This window comes from uncultured Pseudoramibacter sp. (genome assembly GCF_903789625.1).
Lineage (GTDB): Bacteria > Bacillota > Clostridia > Eubacteriales > Eubacteriaceae > Pseudoramibacter > Pseudoramibacter fermentans.
In genome coordinates this window covers 36766-50647 of the sequence record NZ_CAIFFF010000009.1, presented here as the reverse complement: position 1 = coordinate 50647, position 13882 = coordinate 36766, and the positions used below count along the sequence as shown (strand labels likewise).

At 51.8% G+C, this 13882-nt stretch carries 11 protein-coding genes; 1 reads left to right on the top strand and 10 read right to left on the bottom strand.

What is annotated here, in order from left to right; all coding sequences use genetic code 11:
• Window position 1 precedes the first annotated feature (1 nt).
• The 3 genes from QZX60_RS06430 to QZX60_RS06420 are packed head-to-tail and all read right to left on the bottom strand — an operon-like array spanning window position 2 to window position 4354.
• Entirely contained in the window at window positions 2-3691 is a 3690-nt protein-coding gene (locus QZX60_RS06430) for a DUF6079 family protein (protein ID WP_295362585.1), read from the bottom strand.
• 15 nt (window positions 3692-3706) lie between these two features.
• Window positions 3707-4126, bottom strand: a complete 420-nt coding sequence (gene brxF, locus QZX60_RS06425) for a BREX-3 system P-loop-containing protein BrxF (protein ID WP_295362582.1) — start codon at window positions 4124-4126, stop codon at window positions 3707-3709.
• Between the two features lie 15 nt (window positions 4127-4141).
• Window positions 4142-4354, bottom strand: a complete 213-nt coding sequence (locus tag QZX60_RS06420; RefSeq protein WP_295362650.1) for a helix-turn-helix transcriptional regulator — start codon at window positions 4352-4354, stop codon at window positions 4142-4144.
• Window positions 4355-4544: 190 nt separating this feature from the next.
• Here QZX60_RS06420 and QZX60_RS06415 point away from each other — a divergent pair, with 190 nt between their 5' ends.
• Complete coding sequence (locus tag QZX60_RS06415; protein ID WP_295362579.1) at window positions 4545-4748, top strand: hypothetical protein; 204 nt, start codon at window positions 4545-4547, stop codon at window positions 4746-4748.
• On the opposite strand, the gene QZX60_RS06410 is transcribed toward QZX60_RS06415, so the two are convergent.
• The 7 genes from QZX60_RS06410 to QZX60_RS06380 all read right to left on the bottom strand — a co-directional run bounded on the left by QZX60_RS06410 (window position 4745) and on the right by QZX60_RS06380 (window position 13814).
• Window positions 4745-6064: an ISL3 family transposase gene (locus QZX60_RS06410; RefSeq protein WP_295362576.1), complete on the bottom strand. Its 1320-nt coding sequence runs from the start codon at window positions 6062-6064 to the stop codon at window positions 4745-4747. The genes QZX60_RS06415 and QZX60_RS06410 overlap by 4 nt on opposite strands.
• 170 nt (window positions 6065-6234) lie before the next feature.
• Window positions 6235-7524 carry an ATP-binding protein gene (locus tag QZX60_RS06405; RefSeq protein WP_295362573.1) on the bottom strand — a complete coding sequence of 430 codons (1290 nt, stop codon included), beginning with the start codon at window positions 7522-7524 and terminating at the stop codon, window positions 6235-6237.
• A 222-nt stretch (window positions 7525-7746) separates the two neighbouring features.
• Complete coding sequence (locus tag QZX60_RS06400; protein ID WP_295362571.1) at window positions 7747-8865, bottom strand: glycerol dehydrogenase; 1119 nt, start codon at window positions 8863-8865, stop codon at window positions 7747-7749.
• 117 nt (window positions 8866-8982) lie between these two features.
• Window positions 8983-10257 (bottom strand): nickel-dependent lactate racemase, encoded by a 1275-nt coding sequence (gene larA / locus QZX60_RS06395; RefSeq protein ID WP_295362568.1) that lies wholly within the window; start codon window positions 10255-10257, stop codon window positions 8983-8985.
• 142 nt (window positions 10258-10399) lie between these two features.
• Window positions 10400-11479 carry an L-threonylcarbamoyladenylate synthase gene (locus QZX60_RS06390; RefSeq protein ID WP_295362566.1) on the bottom strand — a complete coding sequence of 360 codons (1080 nt, stop codon included), beginning with the start codon at window positions 11477-11479 and terminating at the stop codon, window positions 10400-10402.
• 61 nt (window positions 11480-11540) lie between these two features.
• On the bottom strand, window positions 11541-13046 hold the full coding sequence (locus tag QZX60_RS06385) for a nicotinate phosphoribosyltransferase (RefSeq protein WP_295362564.1): 1506 nt from the start codon (window positions 13044-13046) through the stop codon (window positions 11541-11543).
• A gap of 51 nt (window positions 13047-13097) precedes the next feature.
• Complete coding sequence (locus QZX60_RS06380) at window positions 13098-13814, bottom strand: hypothetical protein (RefSeq protein WP_295362561.1); 717 nt, start codon at window positions 13812-13814, stop codon at window positions 13098-13100.
• Window positions 13815-13882: the final 68 nt, after the last annotated feature.

Here is a 13882-nt window from a genome sequence, read left to right as displayed (position 1 = left end):
TTTAATTCTCCTTACGCTTTACGACGATGCGCAGTTTGCTTTCATCCTTGCCCTTTGTATACGAAGCGATGATGTCCTTCAGCTTCTTACGGAAGTTCTCTTCACTGAGTGGCTGCAGCTGTTCGAGTTTCTCAACCAGTGTTTCCGCGTTGATGACCACCGGCTCAAATCCCTTCAGAAGCGCGGTGATGCTATCGACAAAGAAATTATCCACCCGTTTCGGCAGTTCCTTTGAATTCACGAAGTCATCAATAACCTTTTGCTGGTCATCGTTCAGATACTGCTTCTGCGCCAGCACCAGCGGATCGGTGACGGTCTCCAGCAGCTTCTTTGTCCATTCGCGCGTCAGTTCGTCAATGCCGTCATCAATCTGATCCAGAAGTCCATGCACATTTCTCTCATGGCTGCTCATATCGAAATGGCAGTGCGGGCAGATTGGATTCTTCTTGAGCTCAGTAGGTGTCAGCTCGTAGCAAACCTTAATGTTCGCCATCGAGGTTTCAAGGTCAGACAGCTTCGCTCCCGGTAGTATCGTAATGCTATGCAGCTTGCGAAGGTTCTTGAGCGCAAGGCTTTCCTGAATTTTGCCTTTCCGCTGCGCTTCCTCAATGCCAAGACGCTTCTTTGAATGTGCGTCATAGTAAAGATCGATGTACTTCTGCTGAACCGGTTCCAGCGCATCCTTTACTGCTCTAGCTGCATCTGTTCCAGAAGTTCCTTCTGCGATGCTGTCTCTGGCCGTACGGAAAGCTGTGCGTGCATCTTCGATGGACGTTTTAAGTTCTTCGATATCAAAATTCTGAACGCTGGCAATATAGCCGACAAGGTCTCCACATTCGTTCTTGAAATCCAGATATTCCGGAATGCGGCGCATTGTCCAGATCTGCTTTTCGATTTCCTGAATCTCATCGATTGTGTGGCGGAAGTTGTTCAGCTTTGCGAAAGTATTGTATTTCGCCTGGTAGTTGCTGAACTCAGTTTTCACCTTGTCACAGGCGCTCTGCATTTTTGCTTTCATCTGTGAATCCGCAAGTGGTTCTCCCCAAAGTTCGAAACCATCGGAAAGTTTTCGGCTTCCAAGAACGGCATCATTGCAGAGATTCTGCGCGGCCTGGATCAGTTGCTTCACTCCGTTGTCCCTATCCTTCGGAAGATCAAGAAGTGCCGGATTCAGTCCGAGAACTTCGAACATCTTCTTGAGCTCAGCCAACGCCATCTTTGCTGGACGAGAGATGTATTTGAACTCGTACAGATCGAGAGCATTGGTATTTGGAATCTCATCCAGATTAGACGCTGTGATTGTCTTGCCACTGTTCAGCGTAATCACGGCATATCCTGCGTAAACAAGCGACAGAAAAATGATCGGCGTGAAAAGGAAGCTGATCTTAAATTGCTTGTCTATATACACTCCCATGAACTGTTCTTCAAACAGGTCTGTATAGTTCAGTACACCTTGTGGCGGAAGCTTCTGCAGAAGATCGATATAATATCTTGCATACTTTGAGTTTTCTGGCTTAATCTTGTCGTCCTCGAGTACGCCAAAGCTCTCCAACATCATTCGTGCCTGCTGCGTCTTCCGACCAGCAAAATAATCAAAGGAATCCCGTGCCAGTGCAGCCATGTTCTTTCTGGTGACTCTGGTCTTCATGATCGGGTAGTTTGGATACTTGCCGTTAAAATACTCATCAAGGCAGATAGATGCCGCAAGATCGATGGTGTCTTTGAACGTCAGATCTGGGCGATATTTGCCTTTCAGAACTTCGATCAGCTGCCGCATCTGTGCCTTATATGTCACGTTGAAACAGGTGTTCTTATTATCACTCAGATACTTTACGAGCTGGCGATTGAACATTTTGGCCTTGTTTAGATAGGCTTCTTTATCCTTGCCTTCGCTAATTTCTGCCAGTTGATTGGCAGCTGCATAAAGCTCCAGGTTCTTCTTGAACTCATCCGAAGAGCGGAAGAAAAAGTAGACCTCATCTGGGAGATTTGCAATATCCACATTGTCATTGTCATACGGCGGCATAATATGAATATAAAAGTCCCGCTCCGGCTGGGCCGTGCTGCGTTCTCCCGGAAGTCCCATGAAGAGATATCCTTCTCGGAATATGTTGTGGCTGTTCCAGTTCAGGTCGTACTCATAGATCTTGAAATTTGTAACATATTCCTTTGCATCCCATTCGAGGCAGTTATAGACAACAGTATAGAAGTACCGGTTCAGCTCCGCCGGGGCCAACAACGATGCCTTCTGGTTGATCTTTTCATCATAATCGACGATCTTATCGACATCTATGTAGTACTGGTTATTCGCGTCGTTGTGAATGATGAACTGCCCTGAGACGGTTGTCATAATGTCCTTGAGCGTCGTGTTGACAACTCCGAGAAGGAAGTCCGCGTCGTTTTCCGGCATAGAATCCAGATACAGGCAAAGATCATCCTTGAGGTTTTCGGCCGTGAGTCCAAACTGAACGTCGAGGCCGTTCGTCGTCAGCCGGTGCACACTGAGCGCATAGATGATCTGAATTGCCATCGGCTTATAGACCTTGTGTGGGAAGGATCGGTTAATGATCTCCTCCAGTTGTGTGCTGGCATTCACGACCTTGCTGATTGTGACGTCACTTTTCAGAAGCCCATTTCCCTTGATCGCAGGCCAATAGGTGTCGAAGGAATAGATTCCTGGTGCATCTTCCGGCACGTCTTTATCAAAAATGTCACGGATAACCTTGGAGATGTTCTTCAGGATGTGCCGGTTCTCTACGAGGTAGACCTTGTTGAACACATCAATATATGCTGGATGAATCGGAAACAGATCTACGAATTCATCCATGCGCGTAGACATCCCACTGTAAAGGCTGGAGAACTTCTCGAGGTGATTGCGGATCAGCGCCTTCTGCTCAGGATTCTTCTTCAGGATTCTTTCTGAAACAACGTACTCCGTATCTTCCTTTGTGATTTCCATCTGCGTGAAGCGGTCGCTGACATGCTTCAGCGTTTCGGACACAAAACTGAACTTCGGATTGTCGAAGATCTTCTCCTGAATGCCGAGGATGATCCGGAGGTTGCTCTTGGAGCACATCTCTCCAAACGCACGCAGCACTTCCAGGTCGAGAACCAGCTGGCGCTCGTCTCTGGAAGTCAGGTAGGCAAGGAACTCATCGACGACGATCAGATATCCCTTGTCCGTATACTTTGCATTGAAGGCTTCCATCATCTGACGGATGACCTTCTTGTTATCGCGGACTGTAGAGTAGTCTGGCTTCTTGAAATCAATGCCGCGGTGCTGGAAATCCTCCTCTATGTAGTCGAAGAGAATGTCATAAAGCGTCATGGTGACACCGCCGATTTCCAGACGCAGAATCTCGAACTTTCCTGCGACCGGTTCCATGCGCTTGGCGAAATTCTGGTTCTGCAGGTACTGAAGATTATCTGCGTCATTGGCAACTGCGGAGATCACGCTCATCAGGTGTGATTTACCAGTGCCGTAGTTACCTACGATGAAAACGCCTTTGTTATCGACCACTTCATCCATCTGTAGCTGGTCGATGACAGGAGCCTGCAGGCTCTCCGCCATGCTGTCTGACATGACGTAAGTCTGCACGAGTTCCTTGACTCCGCTTTGTGTTTTAGTACCCTCGACAAGCTGTATTGTCGATTCGATTGGCTTGAAGCTTATTAGCTCTGAATACTTCATATTGGCGTTTCCTCCTTAAATGACACAGGTGATGTCATAGTTCTTTACTTCATATGTTTTATAGTCCGGGTACCCCTGCTCGCTGTAATAAAGCGTCCCGTTTTCATATCGTCCCGGCCAGATAACGCTGTATGGTTTGCCTTTCCGGGCCTCGGTCAAGATTTTCAAAACGTCGACCTGATAAGCTGGATTGAACATCACATCGATATCCTTGATGACCACATTGTCCGGATATTGTGCGAGCACGCTTTGAAAGCATGAGGCGAGCCTCATAGTCCTGCTCCTCGATGATACGTCCTGCAGCTTTTTCGATAGAGGCTTGCTGATGGACACCGGCTGAGAAGACAACTCCCGTATTCGAGCCCAGTAGATGAGCAACCGGGAGATAGCGTTCTTCTGCCTTTTGAGATTTCCGTATTCAATAATCTCACCCATGCCGATCCACCTTCCTCATTTTGCCTCTTCGTTCGTCATTTCCATTATGTCGCTGACATCACAGTCCAAGGCAACACATATTTTTTCTATAATCTCTGTATTTACATTTTCGTTTTTTCCAAGTTTTGTGATTGACGCCGAGCTGATACCGGCAGCCTTCTGTAAGTCCTTCTTTTTCATATCGCGATCTATCAGTAGTTTCCACAATTTCTTATAGCTAATGGCCATGACGCTTACCTCGCTTTCCGCCAAAATCAGACTTATAGACCTATTATACACATTCGCCAATGCAAAATCAAGATTCAATCGAGCGTTCGCAAGAAAATTTCCATCGAATTCTTGAATTGTACATAAGATTTTGATATACTGTATTTAATCTATCTTTCTTCACCATGCAGCACACTTAGGAGGTGGTCCTATGATCTTTATCAGTGGCATTCATGCGGTCGGCAAAGGCTACTTCTGTGGCCTTGTGAAAAAGGAACTGGGTATCGAGGCGTACTCGGCAAGTGATCTGATTGCTAAGGCGCGTAATGCCGGTTTCAGCAGTGACAAGCTGGTCGCCGACATAGAGGAAAACCAGCAGTATCTTTGGTTCTTCACGAAAACTTGGGGGGATTAACTCCGAACAAATGGTAACGAAAGATAACGAATGAACGTGAAAAAGTAACACTCATTTCGATACCCGTATCCAATGCGTTTGGCCACTTTGATCTTATTGTTAAACCCCTCAAGTTTTCCTGTGTTGATCGGATATACGGCGTGTGCAATTAAACCAGATAAGCGTTTTTCTTTGAGTCTGGCAAACTTTTCAAGCGCCAGTATGCCGCTTGCCTTAGCCGCTTCGAACCACCGTTTCCAGCCATTTTCTGCCGCTTTTTCGTCCCTAAGCTCAAAGAGTCGGGTCATTTCTTCTTTCATAGCGTAGCAGACCGCAAGGCTTTCGTGTTCGCTTAAAATCTCATCAAGATTTGCCTGTCTTTCTGTGCTCAGATTCTTACCGTTTCTTAAAAGTGTCCAGCGTGCATTTTTCAACTTGCTGTAAGCACGCTGTTCTGCCTGCGCTTTCTCTTTGATGTCTTTCTTCTCTGCTTTATCAGATATTTCGTTTAAGCTGCTCTTGAGTGCTTTTGAACTGTTCTGATGCTTCCGGGCTTCCTCCAGGCGAACAACGCCCAGAACATCCCGTCCAAACTGCGCCTGCATATGATACCTGTCATAGACAATCTTCGCTTTTGGAAGATGTTCTTCGACTAGCACGTTATACGCCGCGTTCATGTCCATCGCGACAGCTTTAACTTCAGAGAGAAACGAAGGCTTGACTTCTTCAAAGAACTTTGCGAAATCCTTTTTCGCCCGGCCTTTGCCAACCCAGATCAATTCTCCCGTTTCAAGATCCATCACGCAGGTCGCGTAGCGATGCCCTTTATAGATTGCGAACTCATCAACCGCTAAAAACGTTGGCTTGTAGTCTTTTCCACGAAGCGCCTGCCTTCTTTCAGTCAACGCCTTGTCCATTACATCTTTCTGAACGGTGCGAATCGTATCCCAGTGAATGCCGGTAAGCTTCTGGGCAGCACTAATAGAAAGACCTTTGCTCAAAAGCGCTTTGATCCACTGCACTGCAAAGGTCGTAATACGCGTCCCCGGATATTTAAACGGTGTCTTTTCCGTAAATGTCTCGCCGCACGCGCTACAGCGGAAGCGGTGTCCAGAAAACTTGATAAAGGCGGGCTTTTCCGGTATAAAAATCGTTTTGAGACGTGACTTAAAAGCAGCGTGGATGTGAACGTGACCACCGCAGACCGGGCACTTGAAATCCTCTGATCTGCGCGTGCTCTTTAATTCAAGAATAGTTGAATTAGAATTTTTATTAAAAATCACATTTTCCAAAGACACGCCTTGACAATTGAACCAATTTTCGATAATTTTAAACATGAGCACCGGCTTCTCCTTCTTTTGGTTGTAGCGACTATATTTTGGGGAATATGGTGCTCTTTTTCAATACTTATTTTTTATTTGACCCCAGTTTTTCGTGAAGAACCAAAATTATTGTATAAAAAGCATTTCATTTTAGATTTAATAGCCATTGGCCACTTTTTCTAAAATCACAAATCCAGACTATCTGGATTCAAAAGGAAATCGTAAATCGACATAATCGTCACGCCCTGTTCGTTGCGCCACAGCGGTGCATGATCGCCGGTGATAATGATCTTTTTGAACGAATCCGAAACATGGATCAGCGATGCCTGTTCCTGATTCATTTTCTCCATATCGGGGATCGCGTAGGCTGACTGCAGATAATAACGCCGGCTCCCCTGATTGGCGACAAAATCAATCTCAAGCCGTTTGGTCACGCGTTTACCGTTTTCCATCACGCGCACTGGCACGACGCCGACATCGACCGAAAAGCCGCGGTAGCGCAATTCGTTGTAAATCACATTTTCCATCAAATGCGTCTGCTCAAATTGCCGAAAGCCAAGTAGGGCATTTCTTAAGCCGGTGTCAGTGTAATAGTACTTCACCGGCGTTGAAATGTATTTCCGCCCTTTCACATCGTAGCGCTCAGCCTCCGAAATCAAACCCGCGTCCTTCAAATAAGACAGATACGCCTGAATCGTCGGGAGAGAGATACCTTTCATACCGGCACTGGCAAACGTATTGGAGATCCGCTGCGGATTCGACAGCGAGCCGACCGACGACGCGATGACCCGCATAAGTTCTTCCATGCCATCCAGATTGGTCACGCCGTAGCGTTCCTGAATATCCTTGAAATAAATTTCTTGATTCAAAGTCGTCAGATACTGCATTTTCTGTTCATCGCTGTTTAACGACAAGATGTGCGGCAGTCCGCCGTACTGCAAATAAGCCGTCCACGCGTCCGGCTTGGAAAGCCCCGCCGCCGGAAAGTATTCGGAAAAGGACAACGGCAAAACGTGGATTTGGTCGCCTCTGCCTCGGAACGTCGTCAGCACGTCCGTCGCGAGCAGCTTTGAGTTGCTTCCGGTCACATAGACGTCGACGTTCCGCCTGCGGAGCAGTCCGTTAAATACGCCGTAAAGCGCAACATCCGTGTCAGACTGTTTGAGTTCTTCTTTTGAGATCGCGAGCTGAATTTCATCGAGAAAGACAAAATAATGTGCCGAGGAAGATTGAATCCGCTCCTTTAAATAAGCGTACAGCGCATGTGGATCGCGGTAGGCCTCGTTTTCGATATCGTCGAGGGCGAGGGTAATAATATGATCCGCTGGCGTGCCGTGCTCGAGCAGATAATGGTAAAACAGCTCAAAGAGCAGAAACGACTTCCCGCATCGGCGCACCCCGGTGATGACTTTGATCATCCCATTGCCAATGCGTGAAATCAGACGCTTCAAATACAAATCGCGTTGAATAATCATGATCGACTCCATTTTAGATTTTGTGGCCATTGGTACTATTTTCTAAAATAGATGAAAGATCGGCCGATGTCAAGGTTCATTTTAGATTTTGTAGCCATTGGCTACATTTTCTAAAATGGCCACCCGCTGATATCCAATCTGAACGCAAATAAAGCGCACCTGCCCCCGCAGATACGCTTTTTGTGATTGAAATGATTTTCGAAATTATTTCCCAGGTAATATTTATTGGTGGCTTGCTTTCCAGTCGGTCCCGATCTGGTCGGCCTTGAGGATCGCGTCGACGAGGATGTCCGGGCTGGTTTCGACCGGGACGGCGGCGATGTGCTTGGTAGTCATGGCCTTTTCGGCGACCTGCTGCAGGCTGGCGGTGTTGTCCCGCGAAATGCCGATATCCGACAAAGTCAGCGGCAGGCCGACGTCCTGATTGAACGAAAGGACGGATTCCAGGGTCGCCTGGTCGTAGTTTTCGAGGACGAGCTCGCAGATGGTGCCGAAGGCGACGATTTCCCCGTGGCTCGCGTGCTGGCATTCGGGCAGCGCGGAAAAGCCGCTGTTGAGGGAGTGGGCGCCGGCGCACCCGGCGGATTCGACGCCGATCCCGGAGAGCAGGGTGTTGACTTCGATGATGTCCTCCACGGCTTCGGTCAACTCGTGGTTCTTCACGTCGGCGAGGGCCTGGCGGCCTTCGGCCATCAGGGTCGTGTAGCACAGTTCTGACAGCGCCATTGCGGCCAGCGGCGTCTTGTACCCGGCGCGGACGCGGTTCTTCGTGTCGGAATCCACGTGAGCCTTCGCTTCGAAATAAGTCGACAGCGCGTCGCCCATCCCGAAGGCCAGGTATTTCGCCGGCGCGTCGAGGATGATCTGGGAATCGACGAGCACGAGATCCGGATTGCGTTTATAGTAGATTGATCCGGCGTGTTCGCCGCTTTCGGTGTACGTTGCCGACAGCGCCGAGGTCGGGGCGTCAGTCGAGGCGATGGTCGGGACGGTCACAATCGCCGCGCCGGTTTGAATCCCGGCGTACTTCCCGGCGTCCATCGCCTTGCCGCCGCCGATGCCGATCACCACGTCGGCGTCCGCTTCGCCCGCCAGCGCCGCCAGGCGGTCGAGCTCGGTCCGGGTCGTCTGCCCGCCGAAGGCTTCGCAGGTGATCATCAGCCCTTCGGCCTCAAAGGTCTGGGTCAGCATCGGGGTCAGCTTGTCCACAAAGGACGGGGTGATCACGGCGAAGGCCCGCGTCGTTTCCAGATCGGCGCACCATTTGGCGAGATTTTCGATTTCGCCGGGGCCCTGAACGTATTTAGATGGGCACGCGAATGCCCGGGTTGTTAAAGTCATACTCTCCTCCATTGCGATTGGGTTTTCTTTTATTATAGCACGGCTGGGCGGGGCGCATCAGAGCGAAAAAAATTACACAAAAAAATTCCGGCCGAAGCCGGAATTTTGTGATGCGTATTATGCGCGGACGATGACAGAAATCCCGTTCGGGATGACCGTAAAGGTCGCGTCTTCGCCTCTGATTTCTTTTGCCTTTGCGACTGCTTCGTCCAAAGTCGCCGCGTACATCATCTTCATTTCTTCGATGGTCTGCTTCATTTCTGGACGGCTGACGTAAATGACCGGGTGATGGATCAGAATACGGGACTGAATCTGATATTCCCACTGGTCTGGCTGGGTTTCGTCCTGCGGCACTTTCAGGATTTGATCCATCAGGGCCTGCGGGCTTTCGCAGTTCTTCAGCGCGTTGTAGAAGCCGTCGCCGCCGGTGCCGTCGGCACATTCAGCGCAGATGATGATGACGCCGCCTTCTTTTGTCGTCGCTTCAGCCGCGGTCATCCCCTTGACGCACTGATACATGTTCTGATCCAGCGGGGCACCGCCGTTGCTGGTGATCGAAATATCCGCCGGCACCGCCTTGACCTGGCAGTAGCCAGACAGGAATTCGCAGCCGGATTTGTGGGCTTCAAAAGGATCGCCGGCAAAGGCCGCGACGACCTTCTTGTCTTCGTCGATGACCACGTTGACGATGTAGGCCAGTTTCGCCATCTTCGCCGCCGCGACCATATCCTTGTGCAGCGGGTTGCCTTCGAGAATACCCGTTCTCGCGTACGGGCTGTCGATGAATTTCGAGCAGTGGTTGCCCATCACGGTCTTGCGGTCACAGACCCCTGGCAGCACGCTCTTGCGCCCGCCCGAAAAACCAGCGAAGAAATGCGGTTCAATGAAGCCTTCGGAGACGAGCAGATCCGCGTTCGCCGCGACCTTGTCGATGATGCAGTCCGCACCCGACGGCAGCACGCCGATCTTCACATTGGATTCTGCGTTAGCTGAATCGTGAACGACGATCTTTTCGCTGTCGACGATGGCGTCGCCGAATTTCGCGCGCATTTCCTTTTCAACTGACAGACGGTGGAAGCCCGTCGCGATCAGTAGGGTGATGTCGATATCCGGGTTCCCTTCTCTTAATTCCTTGAGCATAAACGGAATGATATGCTTACTCGGCACTGGACGGGTATGATCCGAGCAGATAATCGTGCAGGTCTTTTTGCCCTTCGCCAGTTCCGCCAGGGTGGTGCCGCCGTAAGGCTTCGCCATCGCGGCCTGAACGATTTCATCTTCGGTTCCGGTCGCCTTCATCGTGCCGATGTTCGATTCCAATACGCCGACAACCTGTTCATCAGGCAGGGTCAAGTCCAGCTTCTGCTGGCCACACGGTATTTTAAAATTCATTGTAAAACCCCCTATTTTTATTGGTCTGACCAATTGATAATTTCAGTATAAACCGATTTCATACATAGTGCAAGTACAGGGCAAAAAATTACACAAAAAAACCTCCGGCATCTGCCGAAGGTTTAAGAATTGATTTAAGAAATTAAATAAACGTGTAGCCGGCCGCCTTGTAGAGCCGGTTGATCAGCGCGAGGGTGTCGTCTGTCACCGGAATATCCTCCGCGAAAATGTCGGTGGCGCCGAGGTCGTCAAAGGCCCGCAGGCAGTCGAACAGCTTGTGGGACATGCCCGCCGGATCCTTCCGGCTGCCCAGGGACAGAATCAGGCCCTTGTGGTAGCGGTCGATGGTTTCGTCGGTGGCGAGAATCGCGCCCTTCTGGTCGCCGTGGAGCTTCCCGATCCCCTCGTTGATCTTGGCGACCATTTCGTCGAGGTTCCCCTGAGCGATGACCATTCGCCCCTTTGGGGCGTAGTGGCGGTATTTCATCCCCGGCGAGCGCACTTCCTTGAGTTCCACCGGCTTGATCGCGCCGGGTGAGACCTTCACGTCGCCGATCACGCGGCGGATGTCGTCGACGGTGACGCCGCCCGGGCGGTACACCGTCGGCGGGGTCGTCGTCATGTCGATGACGGTGGATTCGAGGCCGACGTCGGATTCGTCGCCGACGAGTATGGCGTCCACCTTGCCCAGCATGTCCTCGAGGACGTGTTCCCCCTTGGTCGGACTCGGCCGGCCGGAGATATTGGCCGAGGGCGCGGCCACCGGCCGGTCCGCGGCCTTCAAAAAGGCGTTCGCCATCGGGTGGCTCGGGTAGCGGATGCCGACAGTGTCGAGTCCGGCGGTGACGGTGTCGGGAATGCGGTCCGAGCGCTTCATGATCATCGTCAGCGGCCCGGGCCAGAAGGCGCCGGCGAGGCGCTTCGCCTTGTCCGGCACCGCTTCGACGAGGTCGTCGAGCTGGGCCAAATCGTAAATGTGGACGATCAGCGGATTGTCGCCAGGGCGGCCCTTCGCCGCGTAAATCTGTTCAACCGCAGCCGGGTCCAGGGCGTTGGCGCCGAGGCCGTAGACCGTTTCCGTCGGGAAGACGACGGTGCCGCCCTTTCGGATGATGTCGCCGCAGACCGCCATCGCTTCGGCGGTATCGTCGGTATTCAAATCGAAAATCTGGGTGTCCTTTTCAGGAATAGGCTGGTCGTTATGGGGTTTCGTTTCTGGCATAGTCGTACTCCTTTCCTGTTTGGTGTGTGTTTTCTATAATTAAACGTTAAAATGACGCGTCTTATTTCGACGCTTTTCTGTCGACGTTGCGTTTTTTCGGGTCTTCAAAGGGCGGTTCGGTCTCGGTCAGATCGACGTCGGCTTCGTCGAGCAGATCCTGTTTCAAATCCCACAGCTTGCGGGACAGGTCGACGTGGTACACGTGGGGGTTGACCATGCGCTTGTAGGTCGGCCACAGCGTGCGTTTTTCTTCCCGCAGGTGTTCGCGGATCTCGTCGATGGACGGCTTGTCGTAGACGCATTTCCCGTCCACGAAAATCGGCACCAGCAGTTCCTTGGCTTTAAAGTTTCTCAGAGTCATCTGCTTCCAGGTGTGGATCGGGTGGAAGATGCGCAGCGGCTTCGTGTCGTCGACCACTTCGTCTTCGAGGTAGAGCTGGTCGGCCATGGCCATGCCGTTGTCCCGGGAGTAGAACCGGACGATTTTCTTCGTGCCCGGGTTAGTGATCTTGCCCGGGTCGTCGGAGATCTTCATCTTCGGCTTGCCGTTGATTTCCGCCATTTTGTAGACTCCGCCGAGGGACGGCGAATCGAAGGCCGTGATCAGCTTCGTGCCGATGCCCCAGGAGTCGATCTTCGCGCCCTGGGACTTGAGGTCGCGGATCAAATACTCGTCGAGATCCGAGGAGGCGACGATTTTCGCGTCGGTGAAGCCGGCGTCGTCGAGCATTTTGCGCGCTTCAGAGGTCAAATAGGCCAAGTCCCCCGAGTCGATGCGGATGCCGTAATTGCCGGTGATTTTCCCGGCGGCCTTGTATTCACCGAACACCTCGATCGCGTTGGGCACGCCGCTTTCCAGCGTGTTGTAGGTGTCGACGAGGAGCACCGCGTTGTCCGGGTTGTAATCGCAGAATTTTTCAAAAGCCTCCCGTTCGGTGTCGTAACTGAGCACGAAGGAGTGGGACATTGTCCCCATCGACGCGCGGTGGAGCATCGGTTCGGTTTCAACCACCGACGTGCCGGCGCAGCCGCCGATCACCGCCGCGCGGGCGCCGAAATAGCCGGCTTCCGTGCCGTGGGCGCGGCGCAGGCCGAATTCCATGACCGGGCCGTCCCCGGCTTCCTCGACGATGCGGGAGGCTTTGGTCGCGATCAGCGTCTGGTGATTCATGATCGCGAGAAGGGTCGTTTCGACGAGCTGCGCCTCGATCAAGGGTGCCTTGACCCGCACGATCGGTTCGTGTGGGAAGATGATCGTCCCTTCCGGCACCGCGTAAATTTCGCCCGAGAATTTGAAATGACGCATGTAATCGAGAAAGGCGTCGGTGAATTCCGGGTGGTAGTGATGCAGCTGGGCGATGTCTTCGTCGGTGAAGGCCAGCCCATTGATGTAGTCGATCATCTGTTCGAGACCGGCCGCGACGGTGTAGCCGCCGTTGAACGGATTGCGCCGGATGAACGCGTCAAACACGGCGGTTTCGCCGGCCTTGCCGTCGTTTAAATACACATTGCCCATGCTGAGCTGATAGAGATCAGTCGCCAGCTGTAATTTTCTTGGAAACTGCATGTCTTCTCCTTTGTTTCCTTATCGTTTTGAAATTTAAAATCCAGGCGAAGCTTATTTCGCCACAAAGGTATCTGGGATGATCGACGCGTCGGTCTGACGCACCATTCTAGCTGAGATCGTCCCCTTGGTGTAGGTCTTGTTTTTGGTGTTGTAGCGCACCGCGGCGAAGGTCTTGTGAACGTCGTCGGTGGTGATTTTCCGATTGACCCAATAGATGTTGAAGCCGTAGCGTTCCCCGTCGTAGGTTTTGCCCTTGTGATTGGGGAGCATGACCCAGGTGTAGTGGTTCTTCACTGTCTTCACCTTGGTGTCCATCGCCTTGGCCAGCTTTTTGCTCACGTAGTACTCGTAGCGGGAGGGTACGCTGTAGGTCTCCGAATCGGTCATGTAGCGGTACTGCCCGTTCACGGGCTTCATGTAATAATGCTGGCGCAGGGAATAATTGACGTCCACCTCGCTGTGGTCCAGCACCAGCGCCGCGATGGTCTCACAGCCGACGTGGGACGGCGCCTTGGACGTGTAGGTGATGTGGTCGGAATCGACGGACGGCGTCTTGACCTTCGTCGCCTTCGACGCCTTGACTGTCACCTCGCTGCCGGAGTTGGCCGTGCCCGCGTAGTGGTTGCGCACCGCAAAGCCGTGGAGCCGGCCCATCATGTAAAGTGCGAAGACCACCGAGGCGATCGCCGCGACGTAAATGAGGCGCAGCGCCCAATTCGGCAGCTCAAAGGCGCCCGGCACGCGGTGCTTTTGGTTCTTGTTTTCCATATTTTTCTCGTTTCTATTTATTGTTGTGAACTTAACGATTCATTATACCACGCAGCAGGACGGCGCTC